General features: G+C 38.0%; 18 protein-coding genes and 1 tRNA gene. 11 read left to right on the forward strand and 8 right to left on the reverse strand.

The window, feature by feature from the left end:
* The first annotated feature begins 71 nt into the window (after positions 1–71).
* Entirely contained in the window at positions 72–1694 is a 1623-nt protein-coding gene (locus ABD772_RS05300) for an ABC-F family ATP-binding cassette domain-containing protein (protein WP_345101482.1), read from the forward strand.
* A 33-nt stretch (positions 1695–1727) separates the two neighbouring features.
* Here ABD772_RS05300 and ABD772_RS05305 read toward each other — a convergent pair whose 3' ends face one another.
* A complete protein-coding gene (locus ABD772_RS05305) occupies positions 1728–3170 on the reverse strand; it encodes a family 43 glycosylhydrolase (protein ID WP_345101484.1) in 1443 nt (480 codons plus the stop codon).
* A gap of 110 nt (positions 3171–3280) precedes the next feature.
* Between ABD772_RS05305 and ABD772_RS05310 the strand changes: the two genes are divergently transcribed.
* Both ABD772_RS05310 and ABD772_RS05315 read left to right on the forward strand, forming a co-directional pair.
* Positions 3281–4528 (forward strand): FG-GAP repeat domain-containing protein, encoded by a 1248-nt coding sequence (locus ABD772_RS05310; RefSeq protein WP_345101486.1) that lies wholly within the window; start codon positions 3281–3283, stop codon positions 4526–4528.
* Positions 4529–4606: 78 nt separating this feature from the next.
* Positions 4607–4679: transfer RNA gene (locus ABD772_RS05315), tRNA-Lys, on the forward strand.
* On the opposite strand, the gene ABD772_RS05320 is transcribed toward ABD772_RS05315, so the two are convergent.
* The gene (locus tag ABD772_RS05320) at positions 4645–6195 is read right to left on the reverse strand and encodes a recombinase family protein (RefSeq protein ID WP_345101488.1); all 1551 of its coding nucleotides are present in this window, start codon (positions 6193–6195) and stop codon (positions 4645–4647) included. The two genes, ABD772_RS05315 and ABD772_RS05320, sit on opposite strands and share 35 nt — an antisense overlap.
* A gap of 112 nt (positions 6196–6307) precedes the next feature.
* Positions 6308–6457, reverse strand: coding sequence for a hypothetical protein (locus ABD772_RS05325; protein ID WP_345101490.1), 150 nt, complete (start codon positions 6455–6457; stop codon positions 6308–6310).
* A 120-nt stretch (positions 6458–6577) separates the two neighbouring features.
* Between ABD772_RS05325 and ABD772_RS05330 the strand changes: the two genes are divergently transcribed.
* Complete coding sequence (locus tag ABD772_RS05330) at positions 6578–7417, forward strand: hypothetical protein (RefSeq protein WP_345101492.1); 840 nt, start codon at positions 6578–6580, stop codon at positions 7415–7417.
* 14 nt (positions 7418–7431) lie between these two features.
* On the opposite strand, the gene ABD772_RS05335 is transcribed toward ABD772_RS05330, so the two are convergent.
* The 4 genes from ABD772_RS05335 to ABD772_RS05350 form a co-directional block, all read right to left on the reverse strand.
* The gene (locus ABD772_RS05335) at positions 7432–7851 is read right to left on the reverse strand and encodes a hypothetical protein (protein ID WP_345101494.1); all 420 of its coding nucleotides are present in this window, start codon (positions 7849–7851) and stop codon (positions 7432–7434) included.
* Positions 7852–7878: 27 nt separating this feature from the next.
* Positions 7879–8706 (reverse strand): hypothetical protein, encoded by an 828-nt coding sequence (locus ABD772_RS05340; protein WP_345101496.1) that lies wholly within the window; start codon positions 8704–8706, stop codon positions 7879–7881.
* Positions 8703–9641 (reverse strand): MvdC/MvdD family ATP grasp protein, encoded by a 939-nt coding sequence (locus ABD772_RS05345; RefSeq protein WP_345101498.1) that lies wholly within the window; start codon positions 9639–9641, stop codon positions 8703–8705. The genes ABD772_RS05340 and ABD772_RS05345 overlap by 4 nt, the downstream gene beginning before the upstream one ends.
* A gap of 213 nt (positions 9642–9854) precedes the next feature.
* The gene (locus tag ABD772_RS05350; RefSeq protein WP_345101500.1) at positions 9855–10049 is read right to left on the reverse strand and encodes a hypothetical protein; all 195 of its coding nucleotides are present in this window, start codon (positions 10047–10049) and stop codon (positions 9855–9857) included.
* A gap of 346 nt (positions 10050–10395) precedes the next feature.
* Between ABD772_RS05350 and ABD772_RS05355 the strand changes: the two genes are divergently transcribed.
* The 4 genes from ABD772_RS05355 to mobC all read left to right on the forward strand — a co-directional run bounded on the left by ABD772_RS05355 (position 10396) and on the right by mobC (position 14594).
* Positions 10396–10560, forward strand: coding sequence for a hypothetical protein (locus ABD772_RS05355; RefSeq protein WP_345101502.1), 165 nt, complete (start codon positions 10396–10398; stop codon positions 10558–10560).
* Between the two features lie 180 nt (positions 10561–10740).
* Entirely contained in the window at positions 10741–11151 is a 411-nt protein-coding gene (locus ABD772_RS05360; protein ID WP_345101504.1) for a mobilization protein, read from the forward strand.
* Positions 11133–12398 carry a relaxase/mobilization nuclease domain-containing protein gene (locus tag ABD772_RS05365; protein WP_345101506.1) on the forward strand — a complete coding sequence of 422 codons (1266 nt, stop codon included), beginning with the start codon at positions 11133–11135 and terminating at the stop codon, positions 12396–12398. The genes ABD772_RS05360 and ABD772_RS05365 overlap by 19 nt, the downstream gene beginning before the upstream one ends.
* A gap of 18 nt (positions 12399–12416) precedes the next feature.
* Entirely contained in the window at positions 12417–14594 is a 2178-nt protein-coding gene (mobC, locus tag ABD772_RS05370) for a conjugal transfer protein MobC (protein WP_345101508.1), read from the forward strand.
* Between the two features lie 134 nt (positions 14595–14728).
* Here the strand turns inward: mobC and ABD772_RS05375 are convergent, their stop codons facing one another.
* Positions 14729–16696, reverse strand: coding sequence for a DUF2779 domain-containing protein (locus tag ABD772_RS05375; RefSeq protein WP_345101510.1), 1968 nt, complete (start codon positions 16694–16696; stop codon positions 14729–14731).
* Positions 16697–17215: 519 nt separating this feature from the next.
* On the opposite strand from ABD772_RS05375, the gene ABD772_RS05380 reads away from it, so the two are divergent.
* The 3 genes from ABD772_RS05380 (at position 17216) to ABD772_RS05390 (ending at position 23864) form a co-directional block, all read left to right on the forward strand.
* On the forward strand, positions 17216–19690 hold the full coding sequence (locus tag ABD772_RS05380) for a DEAD/DEAH box helicase (protein ID WP_345101512.1): 2475 nt from the start codon (positions 17216–17218) through the stop codon (positions 19688–19690).
* Positions 19691–19699: 9 nt separating this feature from the next.
* The gene (locus tag ABD772_RS05385) at positions 19700–21796 is read left to right on the forward strand and encodes a site-specific DNA-methyltransferase (protein ID WP_345101514.1); all 2097 of its coding nucleotides are present in this window, start codon (positions 19700–19702) and stop codon (positions 21794–21796) included.
* A gap of 64 nt (positions 21797–21860) precedes the next feature.
* Positions 21861–23864 (forward strand): hypothetical protein, encoded by a 2004-nt coding sequence (locus ABD772_RS05390; RefSeq protein WP_345101516.1) that lies wholly within the window; start codon positions 21861–21863, stop codon positions 23862–23864.
* Positions 23865–24050 lie beyond the last annotated feature (186 nt).

Raw genomic sequence — 24050 nt, forward strand, 5'->3', positions numbered from 1 at the left:
AATAACCAATTTCAACAACAATCTTTAATCCCGCTCAAAAAACCTACCTTTGCGCCAAATTACAGGTGCGCATGATTAATGTATCAAATCTAACTTTACGCTATGGTAAGCGTACTCTATTTGAAGATGTCAATTTAAAATTTACCCAGGGCAACTGCTACGGCATTATTGGTGCAAACGGTGCAGGTAAATCTACATTTTTAAAAATTCTTTCAGGCGAGGTTGACGCAACCAGCGGCTCGGTAGCCTTTACTCCAGGCGAGCGTATGGCTGTGTTAAGCCAGAACCACTATGCTTTTGACGAATTTACAGTTCTTGAAACGGTGATGATGGGCCACAAGGAGATGTATGCGATAATGAAAGAAAAAGACGCTATCTACCTTAAAGAAAATTTTAGTGATGCGGACGGCGAGCGAGCGGGCGAACTGGAAAACCTTTTTGCCGAAATGGATGGCTGGAACGCCGAAAGCAACGCCGCTACCCTACTAAGCAACCTGGGCATTAAAGAAGAGTTTCACTATCAGTTAGTTAAAGACTTAGACAATACTCAAAAGGTGCGCGTATTATTAGCACAAGCGCTTTTTGGCAATCCGGATATATTGATCCTTGATGAGCCTACCAACGATTTGGATATCCACACCGTTAGCTGGCTGGAAGATTTCCTGGCGGGATACGAAGCAATTGTACTGGTCGTATCGCACGACAGGCACTTCCTGGACTCTGTTTGTACGCACATAGTTGATATCGACTTTGGTAAGATGACCATCTATACCGGTAACTATACTTTCTGGTATGAGTCGAGCCAGTTGGCCTTAAAGCAACGCTCTGAGCAAAATAAAAAGGCTGAAGATCGTGTTAAAGAGTTGCAGGAGTTCATCCGCCGGTTCAGTGCCAACGCCTCTAAATCAAAACAGGCAACCAGCCGTAAAAAAGCTTTGGATAAGATCAATCTGGACGAGATCCAGCCGTCAAACCGGAAATATCCGGGTATCATATTCAATAACCAGGGACGTGAGGCAGGCGACCAGATATTGCAGATTGAGGGCCTGACCAAGAAACTTAATGGTGAGATATTGTTCAAAGACATTAACCTGATGGTTAATAAAGGCGATAAGATTGCTATACTGTCGAATAATAGTTTGGCCACTACCGCCTTTTACAACATCCTTACCGGCCGTGATAAAGATTATAAAGGCGAGTTTAAATGGGGTGTTACTATTAACTATGCGGACATCCCGGTTGATACCACTGAATATTTTGAAGGCAAAAACGAAAACCTGATTGATTGGTTACGGGAGTACTCTCCGGGCGAAAAAGACGATCAGTTCATTCGGGGATTTCTGGGCAGAATGTTGTTCTCGGGCGAGGAAGTATTGAAAAAAAGCTCGGTACTTTCAGGGGGCGAAAAGATGCGTTGTATGTTTAGCCGCATGATGCTGCAATCAGCCAATTTATTGATGTTTGATGAGCCTACCAACCACCTGGATCTGGAATCGATCACCGCGCTGAACAACGGCATGAAAGACTTCAGGGGCACTATCCTATTCACCTCACGAGATCATGAGTTAGTTGAAACTGTTGCGAACCGCATCGTAGAGTTAACTCCTGGCGGCGTGATCGACAAGTTGATGAGTTACGACGAATACATCAACAGCGACGCTATCGAAAAGTTAAGAGAAGAACGTTACGCCTAAACGTAACGACTAGGTAGGTATAGTAAATAGGTGTTAACGATTTACTATATCTATCTTATATAAAAACGCAGGTTCGGCGCTGTCCTTTGTCGCACGATCATACTCCAGCCCATAACATCCTTTTGTAGTAGTTGAGCTTATGTTGATCATATAAGTTTTACCCGCCATCACTTTAATATTTGGATGTAAAACCAGATTCCTTGGCGACCAGCTTAGTTTATCCGAGCTCACATTAAAAGATCTTAAAGCCTGATTACCGCCATCTACAGAAATACTTATTCGCAATTCTGCGTCAGGATAAGCTGATTTGAACACTGATATGCTTAAATTAATTAGCAAGCCGGTTTTAGTGGCTTTAAATGTGCCGGTACGCCCGGTGGTCGCGTTAATATCGCAACCTGGCGCAAAATTTAAAGAAGATGGCTTAACAGTTTTGGCTGCTGATGGAATAGCCACTGTATTTTCGCATTCTATTGGTTTAATCGAACCATCTTCGTTAAACTTTAACGGCGCCCAATAGTAATTAGCCAACGACTCATTCTTTGCAGCATTATTCCATAAGTCGCTGCCAAACAGAAAAACATCGCCTGTTTTTAATTTGATGGACGACACAAACGAAGGCTGGCCACCACACGAATTATTGCTGATCTGTATTCCCTCAGACCATGGCCCAAGTGGCGATTTGGCTGTACGATACGAAGCGCCGGTTCCGCCACAATATCCGCAGTTCGGATCGGAATAAACCAGATAGTAAATTCCATTGCGTTTAAATAATGCAGGAGCCTCGGTACTTTGTTTAGTAACCGCCCGGATAACTTTGCCAGTACCAGTAAGATAATCATCGCTCAATTCTTCAACAGCTATAGCTCCTTTGGCATGCCAATCGGTATAAGCCAGGTAAGCTTTGCCGTCGTCATCAACAAAAGTATCGTGGTCGCCATTATTCAGTCCGGCTACGGCAGCATCAGCATTAACGGTAAGCCGGGGTTCAGGCTGTTCAACAAACGGGCCTATAGGGGTTTTGCTTGTAAATACGCGATACCCTATCCTGTTATCATAAACGTTTATCCAAAGCACATATCGCTGTGTTTTTTTATTATAGATAACGTGCGGGCGGAAACAACCATACGTATTACCATTGCAACGGGTCTGCCAAACCGGTGTGGCCGCATCAAATAACTGTCCTTTGTCGGTCCAGTTTACCATATCCTTTGACGAGTAAACTTCAAATCCGCAGAAAGGTGCATCTTTATGTCCCCACTCAAATCCACAACCGTAGCTGGTGCCGTACAGGTAGTAAGTTCCGTTAAAATAAGCAATCTCGCCGTCATGCGCATCCACGGCATCGCCCAGTTTACTAAAACGGGTAACTTGTTGGCCTTTGCTGTTGAAATTAGTTAGTGTTTGAGCTTTAAGGCTCATTGGTAAAATACAGGCAATTGCCAATACAAATCTGAGTAGCTGTTTGATATTCATAAATGGTTAAGTTTGACTGGTTAGTCGGCCGCCGGGGCCCGGTTGTAAATATACCGATACAGATCAATTTATCTAATGCGCTTTTTTATATTGCGTAACAACATTCCTATATGAGAAGATACCTGCTGACTGTCATTGTATTAGCTGCGTTCAAAATTGCCGGTGCGCAAAACCGCCATTTTACGCAAATAGTGATCGACAGCACTATCCAATACAATTCGCACAAACCAAAGGTGCTTGGTAAATTTTCAAAGGACAAGTATAACGATGTCGGTACGCTGGATAAGCAGGGTTTTAAGCTGTACCGCTATGCTGAGGATTGGAAACCGTACGTGATCTTCTCGCCCGGCAATCCGCAGGGATTTGAGGATGCGCAGGTGGCTGATATAAATAATGACGGCTGGAATGATATCACCATCGGCGGCTGGAGTAACCAAACACTTTGGGCCGAAAACCCTATGGGCAAGGGCAAAGACCCCTACATTACGCAATGGACGATCCACATGATTGACAGCACCCGATTCTCGCATGAAGTTTGTGTGGCCGATCTGAATGCCGATGGCAAACCGGATGTCATTACCACGAGCGGAGTCTACATACAAGGTGCTACCCTTGATAGCTGGACTTTCATAAATATAGGCCGTAACGGTCAGGGTACATTTGCAGTAAATATTCTAAATAATAAGGATGGCTTTGCCGATGTAATAGCTCTGTACCGATCGGGCGAGGATTGCCAAATAGCTTGGTTTGAGAATCCGGGTCATACAGGCGGTAATCCGGTTAAAGACAAATGGAAACCACATATAATCGATTCCTGGCCCGGAGGCGATTTTTATAATTTTGAAATGACCACAATGGCCTTTACCTGCAGCGACATCAATGGCGATGGCCGCGTTGATCTGGTTTGCGCCAGCCAGGGCGAAGGACCCGGACCCGGAGATGCCAACGCACAAGTTGGCGACGGCCTGGTTTGGTACGAAGCACCAAAAGATCCGCGAAGTAACGGCTGGGCAAAACATATCATCAATCCTAAGATAGGTTGGGTCCACGCCTCCTCCATCCAACTGGCTGATTTTGACGGCGACGGACACGTGGATATTAACTATGCCCAGCAAGATCAAAGTAAAGACCGCAAAGATGGCAGCAATATTAAACAGCAGTTAGGTATCTATTACAACATCAGCGGTAAAGGCAAAACCTGGCGGCACCAGATCATCAGCCGGTATAAGGACTATGGTTCGGGCGGATTTAATTCGAAGATAGGGATTGTAGGAAATGATAAACTGCCGAGTATACTAACTTCGCTTCATGGCTATTTTGGCGATGCGAACCCGCTTATTCTTTGGCGTAATAAGTAAACCCAGCATTACAACTTTAAAAACAATTGCCAATTTGGTTTATTACCGTATATTTGAAGCCCTTTGGTATCAAAGCCAGACTCCGTAGCTCAGTTGGTAGAGCAAATGACTCTTAATCATTGGGTCGAGAGTTCGAGCCTCTCCGGGGTCACCCAGTGGGACAGACGAGTAAAATCGTATTCTGTCCCATTTTTATTTTCTTCCAATCCACTGTTAATCAGATAGATAATATCGGCACCCTCATTCACTTTAGGTGTTCGGTAAGTCCCTTTTTCAATTTCTAATTTTTGAGGGTAAATTGTGCCGATAATATCGCGTTGTTGTTCGATTTTCCCCTCTGAATAGCATAAATCAACGTTTTCAAGAGAGTTCACTAAGTTTTTAAATAATGTTAAACTATCATTCTCTTTTACCGCAACTTTTGACAATTCTCGTTCAAATCCGTTAATTTTTTCCTCACATTCGGTTTTAATTAGTCGGTAATCACCCGGCTCAATATCGCCGGTAACTAATAGGCTGCGTGCTTTTGCTAACTGCTTATTTACTTCATCAATTTCCAATAGCCATTGTTTTTTAAAATTGCCGCTATTTTTCGTCTTTAAATTATACACGTAATCTATAACCTCTGCATATAATTCCGTCATACCTGGTATCGGTGAAAAGTCCTGTAAATGTTCTATAAAATCTTTATTGACACAATCAGCATTTAAACGAAAGCCACAAGACGATTGACAATGATAATAGAAATACCAGCGGTATTTGCCTTTAGAGGGGCTGCCGGACAGGTTACGGCCACATTTAGGGCATTTAAGAAATCCCCTTAACGGAAGTTCGTCTGATGAGGTTCTTTTTACTTTATTTACCTTTTTTCTACCATTCATTACATCCTGCGCCTCGTAAAACGTTGCTTCCGAAATAATGGGTTCGTGTGTTCCTTGTACAAAACAACTTTCCTCATCCTTATACTTAGGAATAAATATTTTGCCACAATAAGCGGGGTTACGCATGGCTATCCAAAAGCTATTCTTACTACACTTTAAGCCTTTTTCTTTAGCCATACGCCATATTTGGGATATGGAATAATTACCCTCAGCAAGTTGTTCAAACCCCCACTTCATAAAATCGCTTTGTGGGCGCTTTGGGGCGATGTATTTGCGTCCGTCAGGGCTTATCCTATTTTCATACGCAAGTGGAGCAGTCGCCATCCAGCGCCCCTCTTTCTTTGCCCTGCGCATACCGAAGAAAGTATTTAGCGCCCGCCTGTCATTCTCCACTTCAGGAACAGCCAAATAAAACGCCAACATCATTTTATTTTCAGGAATAGAAAGGTCAAGAGGCTGTTCTACGGCTTGCGGTTCTATTCCAAGTTTGCGAAGCGTATTGATCATTTGGTAGGCATCAGCCGTATTCCGGCTAAACCTATCCCACTTTGTAAATAGGATGAGGTCAGTAAGGCCACCCTTTTGCTTTTTCAAATTTGCTAACAGTTTTTTCCATTCAGGACGATTGAAGTTTTTAGCAGAATGATCCTCAAAAATCACTTTTCCAATTTTAATATCATTAATCCTGCAATACTTTCTTAATTGCTCGTCCTGATTACGTTGTGAATAGCCTTTATCTGCCTGTTCATCTGTACTTACCCTAATATATAAATCGGCAATTTGCATTTTTTAACTAATTGATTTACAGTTAATTTAATAAATTAATCATGAAAAAGCAAGGGTTTTACTAATATTATTTTCCTATAAACCAAGGCGGGTAATTAGATAAAATCTATATCTATTTCATATATACCTCAATGGCTATCCTTGCGAATTTTTCCATAAACTCCAGAATCTTTTTTGCCTGTTCAATGGTGACCTTTACATTATGTTTTTGTAGTATTTGAACCGCACGTTCAGGCGTTACTGGTTGCTTTTTACTTTCCATGTACATCCCCTTTTGGGATGCAATAGTATCGGGTGAAAAAAGATGAAGTTGAGTAATCTTCGGTACTACTTTAGATTTTGATGCAAAAAAACCAATTAAGTATTATATTAACTTAGTGATATGAAAATTAAGATAAGAAATAGGTTCAAGGTTGAATTAAACACGTTATTACGTATTGAATTTAAAGGGATCGTTCCTAAATTAATCGTACATGAAAGATTTGAAAAACATATCAAGTGGATTATTCGGATAATTACATTAATTGGTATTGCTACGAGTGTCATAACCATTGACAAATGGTATCTCGCCCTATCACTGGCTACGTTAATATTAATTATCGGCCAATTTTTCGAGAGAACTGCATTTGAATATACAACCATGGTATTAATGCCTATCCCGGACTTTGCAATAGATTATTCACAATGGAAAACTAACGGGTTTATGCTACCTCATGTTGTTAGTGAAGAAGACAGGTGTTATATGGGGCCTTCATTTAAGGACCGAGACTACGCTATTAGTTTCTTTAACTATTTAAAAAAATGGAATTGGGATCGGGATATAGATGATGAAAATATTATCGTGGTTTCCATAGTAATGGAACCTGACTCACGATATACAACTTATATTTACAGCAATCCCGGTAGAAAGAGCCTTGACACCATCTTTCATAAGGAAGAACAAAATAACAAGCTATCCAAATATGGAAAGAGACAACAAAAATTATTTATGCAAATGATATTTTGTAAGACTTTAGACTATAGAGAAGATTATTTCATACACCAGTTCTTAACGAAGCAATCCCCTAACGGCAAATTTTATTTTATTCCGAGCGTAGTACCGAAAAATCCAGGTGAGGTAGTAGAGCTTTTATATGAACATGGAATAGTAAAATATCAATATAAGCTTAGGCAAAGAAGTGAAATAAATAAAAATGATATAGAGTATTATTTAAAACCGTAATCTAAATAATCACATTAATACTCAACAATCTCCCAACTTTTTATTGTTAAAACCACTTCTTGTTGAGTAACCGGATATATCGCTATCTGTCCATTTGTATTCTCAAAAATGCCGAAACCGAAGGAATAGTGGGGATGTGACCTGTACGCTCCTTTTAATTCTAATAAATCACTACCACTTATGCTAAGGTTATTAACAGTAACGATATGATCGTTTTTGATGTCATTAATTATTAACCTCAAAGTATTTCCAAGTAAATAAAAGGTTACCCTTATAAAGCTTTTTTCAGTTGATACCAAAATTTCCTCAAAAGCCTCTCTGCCCACTAACGGGTTATCGAATAATAAACCACACATATCTGGGCTCTTTTCGATGTCGTGGGATTTGAAAAATAAAAAGGACGAAGATTGCTCGATTTTTTCCTGTAAAGTCATTGAGTATTAAATAGATTGCAATTAGGTTTATTTATGTGTATTTTTTTTTACTTTCTGTATTTTTGAAACGGCGTTTATCGAATCCAACTTTCGCTTCAGTTGTAATATTTCATCATTCATTTCCTTCATAATGCTTTCCTGGATTTTTATGCCTGAAGTTAAAGACTTTGTAAAAACTGAATCCGCGAATGAAACTTTTGTTTGATAGACTTTTTTATCGTCTTTGTTTCCTGGGGTTGCTAAAAAGAAAACGCAGGAAATTATTGTGGTTATAATACCAAGTGAAAGCATAATACGAGATGCCCTTAGAATATCAGCTGTGTTATCGGCTACAGTTTGGTTGAAAACTGCGCAGTTAAGTATTTCCGCTGTAACAGTTTTTTTGTCTTTAGTGGTGGGATCTGATGTGGCTTGAAACGTAAATAAAGAATCGATGAATAAGGCTTTTTGACTCTTGACCCCTATACATCTTAAGGAAATAATAATTGCAATAACTAAAAAAGAAAGAGAGAGGATTACCCAAAACTTATACATCCCCTCGATATCTTTGCTCAAAAAGTAGATCAAAATCGCAGATACAGCCGAAATATAGGTTAATAATTTGAAGCCCTTTTCTTCAAGACTGTCTATCCTGGTTGATGATTCTTTATAAATTTCAATTACTGTTTCATATAAATATCCATCATCGGTGCCAATATGACTTTTTTCAAATTTCTTGGCTGGCTCCTTTGCACGCTGATGGGGTATCAAGCCGTGAAGAAGTATTTCAAAACTCCCTTTTAAAGCTTTCCATATTGGACTAATTTTCTTTTCTGGCATCACTTGCGGTGCCATATAGTCAACTTGTTCACTCATAATAACTCATTAATTAAGCAAGCAGATATTCCAAAATCTAATTCTTGCTCAAGCCATACCCATTCCCCAACAGGATTTATTTCGAGAAAAATGTATTCACCGTGAGGCGTAAGAATTAAGTCAATGGCAGAATAAATCATTTTAAAAAATCTGTTTAACTCCAGTAGTTTTTCTTGGAGAAACAGCGGTAATATAATTTGGTCGTACAACTTTTTAATATCGGGTTTTCGCCAATCTACATCATCACCTTCTTTTCTAATCTGAGCAGCAAATAGATTATTACCTACAATGGTAACTCTTATATCACTATCGTTTTTTATTCTTTCCTGTAAGAAAACAGGGGTGCTGAAAATTTCTGCAAGTTCGAGGTCTATAAAAGCTTGATGAGTAATCTCCGTGGTATAAATGGAATATGTCCTGTCTTTCAAAACTTGCAACCCGTTAGATATTGGTTTAATTATTGAAATAGGGTTCTCTTTTAAGAAGCTTAGTGCGCGTGATAGCTGGTTGGTTATAACAGATTTTGGAATATTAAGGCCAAGTTGATTAGCCACTTTCAATTGATATATTTTTCTTTCAGCAATATGGGTTGCAAACATCGGATTGACCCATTTTGCATTTTCAATGGATAGGTAAAGTCCTTCAAAAAAATGTTTTTTTTCGTTATTCAAATAAGCCTTGTTTTCATTGTCGCTTATATTGTTAAACCTGGTCGGGGTTCGCTTGAAAAGAACTGATTTAACTGTTGATAGATTATATTCGGAATTTTCAATATAACATTTTGTTTTACCGGCAGGATTAATATCAAACTCTATAAGTTCAACATCTTCTGAGTTTATTCTTAAGTAGTTTTCAGATACGTTCCGATATTTTTCAATTAAATATTCGATACTAATATCTTCCCGGTTAGTTAAAAAGAGGGTATTAACTTCCATTAAAATTAGAAGTAGGATGACTCGGATGTGTCTACAGCTTCCCTCGTTTCGGTAATCATTGTAGATTGAGCATATTTAACTGAAAGTGCAGAATTATTTTCATTTGCAATTGTATGAACGCCAACTATCATTGAATAGCCATAGTTTATATCGTGCCTATCAAATGAGGCAGGGATTCTAAAGTTCAAAATAGGATTTGCGTTTTCCATAATATTATTCGCTATGTTCTACAGTATCTGCCGCTTCTCTCGTTTTAGTAATCATTGTATTGCTAAATAAAAGATTGGCAGAATTTGCATCGTTGCCACTGTTGTGCATGCCAACGGAAATATCATAACTATAATAGTTAGATGTGCTTTCATCTCCAGATAACTCTCTGAAAAGTAAAATTGGGTTTGTGTTTTCCATATTTATTCTGAATGTTCGGATGAATCAGCGGCCTCTCTTGTCAACGTAATCATTGTTGAAGTGTTTAAAATACTCAAATCCTTACCGCAAAATTTAGTGCTATTAGCCTGATTTCCCAAATTGAGGTTATAAAATTCCTCTGATGACAAAAAATTATCTTCAGAAATTTTCCTGAAATTGAGGATAGGATTTTTACTGTCTTGCATAGCATTAGGCTTTATTAAAGGTACATTATTTATCATCGATTTTCTTTAATAAATATTAAACAAATAATTCACAGTACTACTTCCCTTTTACCAATTCTCAGAAACAAGTCTATCCACCTTTGCTCATCAAATTGATAGCAATGGAAAATAACACCAACCTCAAAGCCCGCAAATTCAACCGCCAATACTATCCAAACATCAAACGCATCCGGCAAGAGCCACGGCAAAAGATACGCCAGCTACTCAGGTCATTTATTCCACTGAACCAGCCGGAACCGGGCCACCAACATTCCAGCCAAAGTTGACCACCCACAAACTCAATTAGGAAACCATTAACCAAACTGCGCAGCAGTTTCGCAAGGTCAGTTCTGCATTCGACAGAATGCAGCAAGATGGATTTTCGTATACGAAAATCATCTTGCCGCCCTTGCGGTCGGGACTTTGCTCGGAACTCGCGAAGTCTGGAACTCTCTTAAATGTACGTTATGCCACGTAAAAAACTCGAAAACCCCGAAGACATATTAAGCCAACCCATTATTGTGCGGGTAACTGAAAAAGTCTTTAAAAAATTGGAAAAGATACAGCAGGAAAGCGGCTGCCAAAGCATAGGCGAAGTTGCACGAATGATATTATCCGGCGAACAAATCAATTGTTTTTATAAGGATGTATCATTAAATGCCCCTATGGAGGAAATGGCTTTGATAAGGAAAGAATTGAAAGCCATCGGCATCAATATCAATCAGCAGACTAAATTCTTTCACATGAGTAAGTCGGAAGCACAGCGTGCATTTTTTACGCTCAAAACGGCAGAGCTATATAAAAGGGTCGGCGGCAAGGTTGAGGAATTACTAAACATCATAAACCGCTTAGCTGAAAAATGGTTGCACGTTTCGTGAACGGGAAAAATATCAGGGGTATGTTGCATTACAACGAAAACAAGGTAGCAGCCGGTGAAGCCAGGCTATTGCTGGCCAGCGGCTTTGCAGGTGAAATTGACAAGTTTAACATGGAGCAAAAACTGCAACGTTTTGAGCATTTAACTATGCTGAATACGCGCGTTAAAACCAATGCGGTACATATCACCCTCAATTTTGATGAACAGGATAAACTAAGCAATGAGCAATTACAGCAAATTACCTTATCCTATATGGAAAGGATTGGCTTTGGTGACCAACCTTACTTGGTATATAAACACCATGATGCAGCACATACCCATGTTCATATTGCAACTATCAATATCAAACCGGACGGCAGCCGTATTGATACGCACGGTATTGGTTGGAAATTATCCGAACCGGCCCGAATAGCACTGGAAAAGGAATTTGAGTTGGTACAGGCCAAAGGCAGGAAAAACAGCAACACCTTAAATATCAAACCCGCCAATTTGGAGAAAGCCATCTATGGCAAAACACCTACTAAAAGGACTATCACCAATATTGTAAATGCTGTAATGGGTAGCTACAAATTTACCTCACTGGCCGAATTTAACGCTATACTCAAACAGTTTAACGTCATAGCCGACCGGGGCAGCGAAAATACGCTTATGCGGGAAAAAGGCGGACTAATATATAGCCTTATCAGTGAAAAAGGTCAACAGGTAGGCATACCGATCAAGGCCAGTGCCATTTATAACAAACCCACTTTGGCCAATTTGCAAAAAGAGTTTGATAAGAATATTGAAAAGCGCAAGCAATATAAAGACCAGCTGAAAGAAGCTATTGAAAGTGTATTTAAGCAATACGATGCGATTACTAAAAACACTTTTATCGCCGAATTGCAAAAGCAGCACATCAATGTTGTTTTCCGCGTGAATGAGCAGGGTTATACCTATGGTATCACCTATATCGACAATCACAATAAAACGGTATTCAATGGTAGTGATTTAGGCAAGACTTATAGTGCCAAAGCCATTTTGGATAGGTTTAGCACCAAAGATAAACAGGTAAAACCCGAGTTGAAAAAAGAACATAAACCAATACTGAAGCGTAACGCGCCAAAAACCTACCTCAAACCACCACAACAAACTAATTATCTATCGCTGGCCCTGGCTAAATACCAGCCGGAAGCCGCGCCAAGCGTGCCGCGAAAAAAGAAAAAAAGAAGATCAAAAGAAAAGGAACAAGACCAGGTACTGGATTTATAAATATCAGGAGGGATTACAATGCACACCGGAGAAGATACACAAGGGCTAAGAAAGATCATCGACTTTACAAGGCTTATCAGCATTTTTATATTGGCTATACATTTTTACATCTGTTGCTACCAAGCATTTGCCCAATGGCACTGGACAGCAAATATCACCGATCGAATTATCGCCAACATTGCCAAAACAGGTTTATTCAATAACTGGTGGAAACCCAAACTGGCGGCACTGCTTTGCCTGTTTATTTCTTTGGTTGGTGTCAAAGGCAAAAAAGATGAAAAGATCAATTATAAAAGCATTACAGCCTATCTCCTTACTGGCCTGCTTATTTACTGGATAAGTATTCTATGCATTTACCTGCATACAGATTTAGATTTGATTGCAATCGGTTATATGACACTAACTGGTATTGGCTATTTATTAATGGTTACAGGCGGCACCTGGTTATCACGATTGCTGAAAGAAAAGCTGAACAAAGATATTTTTAACAGCGAAAATGAAACTTTTCCCCAGGAAGAAAGAAAACTTGAAAATGAGTATTCAATTAACTTGCCCGCTAAATATAACCTGAAGGGCAAAACAAGGGATAGCTGGATAAACTTTATAAACCCATTCCGTGGCCTATTGGTGGCAGGTACGCCAGGCGCAGGTAAATCTTATTTCGTTATCAGGCATATTATAGATCAGCATATTAAAAAAGGTTTCGCGATGTTTTTATATGATTTTAAATACGATGACCTTTCCAAAATAGCTTACAACAAGTTATTGCAGTACAAGAGCAACTACAAGACCAAGCCGGCTTTTTATGTTATCAATTTTGACGATCTAAACCATACCCACCGATGTAACCCTCTTGACCCGGGCTGCATGAATGATATAACAGATGCGACCGAAGCAAGCCGGACAATTATGTTAGGTTTAAATAGGGAATGGATAAAAAAGCAAGGTGATTTCTTTGTCGAAAGCCCGATTAACTTTCTAACTGCTATCATTTGGTACCTGCGCAAATACGAGGACGGTAAATATTGCACCCTGCCGCATGTAATTGAATTGATGCAAGCTGACTATGACCGCTTATTTTCAGTGTTGTTAAAACAGCCCGAAATAACCGCCTTAATTAATCCTTTTATATCAGCTTATAACAACAATGCTAAAGCACAATTAGAGGGACAGGTTGCCAGCGCCAAAATTGGACTGGCAAGACTGGCTTCGCCGCAATTATATTATGTGCTGTCCGGCAATGATTTTTCCTTAGATGTGAACAATCCAAATGAGCCGAAAATAATTTGTGTAGGCAACAACCCGCAGAAACTGCAAATCTATGGCGCAGTATTGTCTTTATATATATCCCGGATGATAAAGTTGGTCAACCGTAAAGGCCAGTTAAAAAGCAGTTTGATCTTTGATGAGTTTCCAACTATATTTTTTAATAACATGGATAGCCTGATCGCTACTGCCCGTAGCAATAAAGTGGCGACCACTTTAGCTATACAGGATTTTAGCCAGTTGAAGAAAGATTATGGTGCGGAGCAGGCCGACGTAATAACTGGTATTGTCGGTAATATCATTAGCGGGCAGGTAACCGGCGACACCGCCAAAACCTTGGCCGACAACTTCGGTAAGATAGTGCAGGATAAGAACAGTTTAACCATTAACAGTGGTGACACCTCATTTTCTAAAGCCACACAACTGGATTATGCCATTCCTGCTTCAAAAATCGCCGCGCTTTCATCGGGTGAATTTGTGGGTATGATAGCCGACAACCCGGAACAAAAGATTGCCCTTAAAATGTTTCATAGTGCCATTCAGAATGACCATGAAGCAATGGCCAAAGAGGAAAAAGCCTTTAAACCCATACCCATCGTTAGCTATGTGAGTGAGGAAACCGTGACAGAAACCTATGCCCAAATAAAGGATGAGATTGCTGAACTATTTAAAAGTGAACTTGCGGACTTGGATAACGAAGATGACTCAGAGACGCATGAAAACGATTTAACCTTAAATGTGCCCAAACCGGGTGAAAAGCCGATGAGCAAAAAACAACACAGAAAAATTACCAAACGAAACCGTCAACGAGAAAGGGGAAAATTGCGCAAAGTTAAACAAAGTGCAGACGAAAATAAGGCGCCTGATCGTAATGGTAAATTCATATCGCCAGTAAAAAATGATGATATTGAACAGGCGATGTCGATGTAATTGTAATTTGTCTATTCCCAATAAAATAAGAGAGTGTAAAAAACAAATAATCGGTGTCAAAGGTCAAAGTGTAATTACATTACAATTTATTCAATTACATACCCGCTAATTGAGGGTTCTTACACAATTTCAGATCAGTTATGTATCAAATAGTCCTTCCATCCCTCATAGATCATAACCATTGCCAAAGTATCGAGTTCACAATATTTTAAGAGGGCATTATGGTAAAAATTTCGTTCATCTGGCTGCATTTCGCTAAATTGCATTTTTGCATAAGCCATCATTGCAGCCCCACCATCTCTTAGTTCTTCGCCATTTTCTTCACACAATGAATCAAGTTGTTCGGAATTTGCTTCTTCAAAAACGGCAGGTAATCTTTTATATGGATTAATCCATTTACCCGCATCGTCTTTTAAAAGCCAGGTATGGTTTTTAAAATTGAGGCTGGGGATGGCTTCAGTTCCATAACAGGCTGTAGAATATTTGTTCTTTAAAAAATTAGAAGATTCAATAACAGCAGGAAGCACCGATTTTATAGAATTTGAACCTTTCATGGATAAATGATAAAATCCGCCGATAACAAGTTGGTATAAATCTACCATATCGCGTTTACCGACATGATTTTCTGATTTACTATGCGTAATTAAACGAATGAAATCACACAATTCGTTTTTGTCTGCCTCATTGCTCTCAAGCAATTGAGAAAAAATCACATTTAAAATTGTATTCTCGTGATTGTGATACCTAAAGATAGTTCCTTGATCTGTTTCCAAAGCTGTTTTTAATGCCCTAACAAATTCGAAATTTGGGAATACTCCAACCTGATCATTTAGCCATTGGTTTTGATGATAGGTTTTTCCATCTGCTTCTACTTTATGATGCGAAAATTGAAAAGCAATTTGTTCGTAAGGTTTTCGGCCAGCATACATTGGTATTGCCAGTGCGGTAGTTTCAAAATCAATAAAATGTAAAGGATATATAAAGACATTAAAAGCATTAGTTAGATACTCTTCATTGTAACAAGGAGCATTATCCCTGGAGAATGTTGTTTTAATCTGCAATGTGCGGCGTTCCGTTGGGGAAAAACAATCGGTAGGCTTAATAATTTGAGGGGCATAATCTGATTCGCGAAAATCATTTAAAAAATAATCTCTGCGGTTAATTAGCGGACTTATAATATCCTTTGAACCCAAATTGCCCCTCCACAGTTCAAAAAGTAAAGGTTGTTGTAGCTGTTCGTCGGTTAGCCCCGTTTGTTCCTTCCAGCATTCATTAAAACCCGATACAAATTGCTTTTCATCCGTTTGGAACTCACATTTATTACAATGCTTTCCTACTCCAATGTTTCGTTTATGGTTCTTTTGCAAATCAGAAGCCATTTGGTCTGCAAAAGAAAGTAAGGAATAAATTTCTTCTCCAAATTCAAATTGTTCCACTTGCAATATGGCTATTTCACGGTTCACCGAAACTTTTCTTAAAATCTTCTCCCCAAGTTCTTCAACGGTTAAAAACTCCGGGGATTTTATTTTATAGCGGCCATTTTCCTTTACTATTCTAAATTTTTGATTTAATCCGTCAACAGTAGCTGCTTTGCTTTTATCGGCAAGCATCAGGAAGCAGTCAATTATAACACCTGGAAAAGCTTGCTTAAGTACCAATTCCTGAAAAGCCACATCAGTTAAATAAGACCTCCAGTGAGAATTTATTTTATCTTTATTTGTAAGAAATGAATCTGTGTCCGGGTGAATTGATTTTGCTTTCACTTCAATTAGCTCAAAACGATTTCCGGTTTTTCTAAGGATATCTACTCTAACTAAAAAAGGGCCGGTTTGTATTGTGGCCTCAAACAGTGTACAGTTTTCTCGTTCGAGTAGTGCCTTTGTTGTTTCCAATGCAGCCTGGTTGGTTTCTTCATTCACTAATATCCCTTCGGGATAGTAGGCCCTGGCTAACGCGCCAACCTGAAACCCACCTTTTGCAAGCGCTTCAAGAAATGGATCATCCAATTTTGCATTTGCATACCTATCAGAATTTATCTGGTAGTACAATTTTGTTGGGCAATCCATACTAATTTGGAAGCGTGATTTGGTTAAGTAAATCATTATTACTGAATGTTATATAGTAATGTTATATAGTAAATATCAGATATTAACGTAAGGAATCTGCTTGGCGTTGCATTAAAATATATTGAAAGTAAAATTTTGGTTCAAAAAACTATACGCCAATTATAAAAAATCTAAAGCATCCAAAATGAGAAATAAAGAAATAGTGAAAGGCATTCAAAAAAGTAGAGGTAAAATTTTGCAGCTATTCAAACATCTTTTAATTTAAGTTTAGCGACATTAAAGGTACCTGGAATTGTAAATCGATTTTAATTATAATTACATTTAGCGATTCAAGTTCATAAGAAGTCTCCTTATCAAATTTGTTAAATGAAATTCACGGATCCTTTTAAAATACTATCACCAAACGAACGCTGGGCACCGTCTAAAAGCCAATTTGATGCTTTTCAAAATGCTTATGAAAAGCTGTTGCCTCCTTTAGTTTTCAAAATACGGTTAGCAGTAGCCAAATGGAGAGAAGATAATTACCACGGCTCTTCTGAAACATCAAAATCATTGTTGAACTTTTGGTTTAGCCAGGAACATCTAATCGGACAAAACAAATTTGGATTTTTCTTTTCGCAGCGCGAAGCGGTTGAATCAATTATCTATCTCTACGAAGTAGCCAAGGCAAAAGATAAATATGAATTGATGAAATTTGATTCTTCAGAACGGGTCAGCACGGGCATGTTTGATGAAACCTGGACGAGATATGTAGTGAAAATGGCGACCGGCGCGGGAAAAACAAAAGTGATGGCTTTGACTTTGGTATGGTCATATTTTCACAAAAAATATGAAGCCAATAGCACCCTGTCGAAAGACTTTTTGGTTATTGCTCCAAACATCATCGTATTAAACCGTTTGCGAAAGGACTTCGATGGCTTGAAAATGTTTTTTGAAGAACCATTTATTCCTGATAACGGGTTTCAGGACAAGGATTGGAAAAACGACTTTCAATTAACTTTGCACATACAGGATGAACTTAAACCAATCACCGAATCCGGCAATATATTCTTAACGAATGTACACCGGGTATTTTTCAATGAAGACCCGGAACAATCCTTTGAAACCACTTTTCTCGGAGTAAAACCCAAATCCGATGCAGATACTTCAAAGGGGCTGGATTTGGGTAAAGTAATGCGAAGTGATAAAATAAAGGACTTGGTAGTTTTAAATGATGAAGCCCATCATATACATGACAAATCATTAGCCTGGTTCAAGAACATTGAAGATATTAGCAATAAGCTAAAGCTAAAAAATGGCAATGGAATTAGCTTGCAGGCCGACTATTCAGCAACACCAAAACATAACAATGGGGCAATTTTTGTCCAAACTATTTGCGATTATCCATTGGTTGAAGCCATAAAGCAAAATGTGGTTAAATCCCCCGTTCTTCCCGATGAAGCTTCAAGACAGAAGATCCACGAAAAAGATAGCAGCAATTTTATTGAGCGTTACCGCGATTATATCCACTTAGGTTATTTGGAGTGGGAGCAGCAATACGAGGAATTAAAAATTCTCAAAACGCCCATCCTTTTCGTTATGACCATGAGTACCAAAGAGGCTGATGAAGCGGCTGCGTTTTTAGAAACCAGTTATCCGGTAATGAAGGGAGCGGTTTTAACTATCCATACTAATAATTCCGGTGAGATAAAAGAAGCCGCATCTGGTAAAAAGGACAAAGAGGAATTAGAAAAATTACGAAAAGCGGCTGATGACATTGATAAGGATCGCTCCCCATACAAAGCAGTTGTTTCCGTGTTGATGCTTCGTGAGGGTTGGGATGTTAGGAATGTTAGCACGATTGTCGGGCTTCGTCCTTTTGGCGCCGATTCAAAAATTCTACCGGAACAAACTATAGGCCGAGGGTTAAGGAAAATGTTTTCACTGGACATGCCCGAAAAATTGGTGGTTGTTGGCACTCCTGCATTTTTAGAGTTTGTGGAAAGCTTGAAAACCGAAGGCGTCGAATTTCAATACAGTGCTATGGGCAAGGGATCTAAGGGCAAATCACCTATAATTATCGAAGTTGATAACGACAACCCGGATAAGGATATGGACAAGTTAGATATCCCTATTCCGCAAATGAGTCCGAGGTTTTACCGCGAATTTAAAAACCTTGAATTGATTGATGTTAGCAACTTCAAAAACGAAAAAGTCCCGCTTAAGAAATTTAGTACTGATGAATTGAAAGAGATCGTTTTTAACAACATCGACGGCGAATTTTCTCATAAGACGGTATTTAAAAATACCCAACCTGATTATCGCAATGTGATCGGATTTTTTACGTCTGTAATCTTAAAAGATAGCCGACTGGTGAGCGGTTTTGATATTTTATATCCAAAGGTAGAAAGCTTTATTAAATACAAATTATTTAACATTGAAGTAGAATTGAGCGATCCGCAAACGATGCGCAATCTTTCCGAAATTCACCCCAAAGAAATTTTAAAAACGACCTTTAAAAATGCTATTGATGAATTAACAGTTACCGACAAAGGTACCGCAGAGGTTAAAAACTACATTTCGTTAAAACTAACCAAACCAAAGATTGCTGAAAATCAACAGTATATTGTTCCTAAGAAATCGGTTTTCAACAAAATAATTGGGGATAATGATTTTGAGTTGGAAATGGCAGGGTTCTTAGAAAGTCGCTTTATTGATGTCATTTCTTTTGCAAAAAATACCATCGGTGAAGGTGGGCTAAATTTTAAAATAGAATACCAGGCAGAAAATGGCAACATACGCGAATATTATCCGGACTTTTTTGTAAAAACCAGTGATACTACTTTTTTCATCTTGGAAACTAAAGGTAGGGAAGACTTAGATGATATAAGAAAAATTAAGCGTTTGGCTTCCTGGTGTAAGGACACCAATGCCGCGCAAAGCCAATACACTTACACACCGGTTTATGTTAAGCAGGAAAAATGGGACGAAATAAAGAAGGATATAAAGTCTTTCGCGGATGTGATTAAAATTTTTAAAGTAACCGAATAAGAGATAAAAATGAGTTTAAACGAAAACGATAAAAAAATAATAATTGAATTAGTAAAGGCTGGCGAAAAACTGCCAAAGGAACTTATTTACAAACTATTTTCCGACGAAGAAGACGTTTTTCTATTTTGGAACGGCAGGAAAGAGGAAGTAACCAATGTTGCGTTGCCTTTTCATAGTATTGAACATATTGATGAACCCAGGAAAGAGTCGGTTAAGTCTGGTGATAACTTTAGTATGTTCGAGACGGATTTTCGCGGAAGGCAAATAAAGGGATGGACAAATAAATTAATTTGGGGGGACAATAAACTTATACTGTCATCTTTGGTCAATGGCCCATTGAGACAGGACATCGAAAAAGAAGGTGGCCTAAAACTAATATACATAGATCCCCCCTTTGCCGTGGGAGCCGATTTTGGTTTTGACATACAAATCGGCGAGGAAACAGCAGAAAAAAAACAAAGCATCATTGAGGAAATTGCATATAGGGACACTTGGGGTAAGGGAATCTCATCATATTTAAGCATGATGTATGAGCGACTTAAGTTAATGCACAGCCTTTTGGCCAGTGATGGTTCTATTTATATCCACATTGATTGGCGCGTCAGTTATTATTTAAGATTTATTTGTGACGACATTTTTGGCAAAGACAATTTTCTAAATGAAATAGCATGGACTTATTTTGCCTTTAAGCGAAAAACAGCTAAAAAGTTTCCTCAAAAGCATGATACAATAATTTCTTATAGAAAGGATGCTAATAACTTTACTTTTAGTACTCAGTTTAAGCCCCATAAGGCTGAATATATCGAAAAGAAATGGAAAAAAGACAATGACGGAAGATTTTACCGCGATGATGTTAACCCAACCAAAGGGGGTACCAGAATAATTTATCTTGATGAAATCGAAGGCGATATCGTAGATAGCGTTTGGGATGACATTCCTCCAGTAAATCCAGTTGCTGATGAAAAGGTTGACTATGCAACACAAAAGCCGGAGGCCTTATTAGAGAGGATCATTAGAGCCAGTTCTAAGGATGGGGATTTGGTTGCTGACTTTTTTTGCGGCAGTGGTACGACAGCTGCTATTGCAGAAAAACTTGGCCGTAAATGGATAACTACGGATTTAGGACGATTTTCCGTACATACTGCCAGAAAACGCTTGATAGGGGTACAAAGAGAATTGCAAGCAAGTGGCAAAGATTTTAGAGCGTTTGAATTGCTTAACCTGGGTAAATACGAGCGGCAGTTTTTTATGGACGATTTAACCAATGGCAAACGCAAAGCCAAAGAAGATTTATATGTTGATTTAATTTTAGAAGCCTACAAAGCAAAACGCATAGATGGACACACAACTCTGCATGGCAGCAAAGCCGGGCGTTTTGTAAACGTTGGCCCCTTGGATGTGCCGGTCACTCAAAGTAGGTTAATGGATATTTTTGAGGAATGTCGTCAAAAACTTTATACCCAGGTTGATGTGTTGGGCTTTGAATTTGAAATGGGTTTAACCCCTCAATTCATACAGGAATTAAAAGAAAAGGGAGTAACTATCACCCTTAAATATATACCAAAAGATGTTTTCGATAAAAGGGCAGTTGAAAAAGGGCAAGTTAAATTCTTTGATGTCGCCTACCTTGATGCCAAAATTCATCGAAAAGGTAAAAATATTCAAATTGAACTGACCGATTTTGTAACCCATTATTCGCAGGATGATGTGGAGGAAATCCAAAATTCAATGCGGAAAGGATCAAAAGTAATTATTGAAGACGGGCAAATTTTGAAACTCGAAAAAACAGAGTTGGGCATCTTAACCAAAACTATCCTTACTGAAAACTGGTACGACTGGATTGATTATTGGGCTATTGATTTTGATTACCTGAGCAAAAAAGAAATCATTAAAATTACCGACGCAGAAGGCACGGTAGAAGAAAAGTGGACTGGCAATTACCTGTTTGAGAATGAATGGCAAAGCTTCCGCACCAAAAAAACCCCAAACCTGGAATTCACTTCGATACCGCATCAATATGAAAAGCCAGGAAAATATAAAGTTATGGTTAAAGTGGTTGATATTTTAGGGATTGATACGAGTAAGATTATTGAGATTAATATTTGAGAAGAAAACTGCCTATTACATTTCGTCAATATTATGGCATTAGCAGGTTAAATGAATTATTTTTATGAGTAAAATAAACATACAGGGTATTGTAGATAACATAAAAAGCCAATCAAATGTTTATACTCCATTGGTAGAAGCAATCGTAAATTCAATTCATTCAATTTCAAGTAGCAACGAAAAAAACGGTGAAATTGAAATAGTGGTAAAACGAGAAAATAGTTTATTTGAAAATTCTGTTAATAACATTAACGGACTTGAAATACATGATAATGGCTCTGGATTTACCAGAGCAAATAGGGATTCATTCGACACTTTATATAGCACACATAAAAAGGAAGATTTTAGAGGCAAAGGCTTTGGAAGATTTATGTTCTTAAAATATTTTTCTGAAGTAAAAATTGAGAGTATTTTTAAAGAAACTGACGACAAATATTATTTACGAAAATTCAGTTTTGGGAATAAGGATGAAATGATTGTTGGCGAAACTATAACGCCTTCTGATTTAAACAAAAATACTACAGTTGTTTCCTTAAATTACTTAAATAAAGCCAAACATTTTGATAAAGAGCTTGAGACTATTGCCAGAAAACTCATAGAAAAGCTTTTGATTTTTTTCATTAACGATGATTTCACATGCCCATCAATTACAATAAGAGAAAGTGATGATAGTAAACGCATAATTTTAAACAATTATTTGAGCGGCGATAACGATATTAAATTAATCAAAACTAAAGAGTTTGAATTACTGGATTCTGAAACTAAACATACTGAGAAGTTTACGGCTAAATTATTTAAAATCTATTTTTCGACGTCTGGTAGTAAAATAATTCTTACTGCTGATAATAGGGAAGTAACGGAATCATCATTACATGCTTATGTTCCTGAATTTGAGGATGAGTTTTTTGACGAGATTACCGCCGGCAATAAAACGGTTAGAAAAAATTATATCATTAAATCGTATGTTTTGGGTAGATATCTTGATGAAAATGTCGGTTTAGAAAGAGAATCTTTCAATTTCGACAAAGAAAAAGCAGATGCTTTTTACCAATTCTCGCAAGCTGACATTGAACTAAAAGTAGCTCAGCTAACAAAGGAAATGTTTTCAGAAGATGTCAAATTGAGAGCAGAAAAAAAGAAAAAAAGAATATTTGAATATGTAAATACTGAAGCACCTTGGCATAAAACCTATATTAATAATGTTGATTTAACCCCCTTTGCGTACAATTCAGCCAATGAAAGAATTGAACTTGAATTGCAGAAATACAAATACGATCAAGAACAGGAAACAAAAAAGGAAATTCAATTTTTAATCAATGCCACGGAAGATAATGAGTTAAGCGACCGAATTAATAAAATAATGGATAAAGTTACAGACATGGGAAAAAGCGATTTAACTCATTATGTCTGTACTCGAAAAGTGGTTTTACAAGTATTCGAGGAGTTAAGAAAAAGAAATGAGACCGGAAAAGCAAATTTAGAAAAGGAAATTCATTCATTGATATATCCAATGAATCGTGACTCTACAAATACTGGCTACGAAGAACATAATTTATGGCTTTTGGATGAGCGGCTGGTTTTTTCTGAGTACATAGCCTCAGATAGAAAAATTTCAAAAGAAAAAGATGCTTTAGGTGAACCTGACTTGCTTATCTATGATATTAAAAAATCCTATAGAAGTGGCGACAATGAATTTAGCAACCCATTAACTATTTTTGAATTTAAACGCCCTAAGAGAGATGCGTACAAACAGGATGATGATCCAATCTTACAGGTTGGCAAGTACCTTGAAAAAATAAGAGCCGGAAAATACGAAATGCCGGAAGGGATTGAGCAAATAAAAGTTAATGAAAGTACCCCGGTCTATGCTTATATAGTTTGCGATCTCGTTGATAAAATACATGAATTTGCAAAGATTCACCAGTTAACAATAAGCCCGGATCAAGAAGGCTATTTTGGCTATCATAATGGATACAAGATGTATGTTGAAATGTTTAGTTTTAAGAAATTATTTAAAGACGCTACTATGAGAAACAAAATATTCTTTAAAAAGCTACAAATAGAGTAATCTTAGTTATTACTGCATAACCCCATCCAGATTTCATCGGGAAAATTTAACAGTTTCAGGTAGTATTTTTTTTGTCAGCCTTGTCTGCCAGCCCTCGTGCAAATATTCTGCAACGATCAAAAGATTTGTAAAAGACATTGTATCCACGCAACACAAACAAGTAGTTGTTCCACTTTAATAAAATTA

This window comes from Mucilaginibacter panaciglaebae, assembly GCF_039539265.1.
Classification (GTDB): Bacteria; Bacteroidota; Bacteroidia; order Sphingobacteriales; family Sphingobacteriaceae; genus Mucilaginibacter; species Mucilaginibacter panaciglaebae.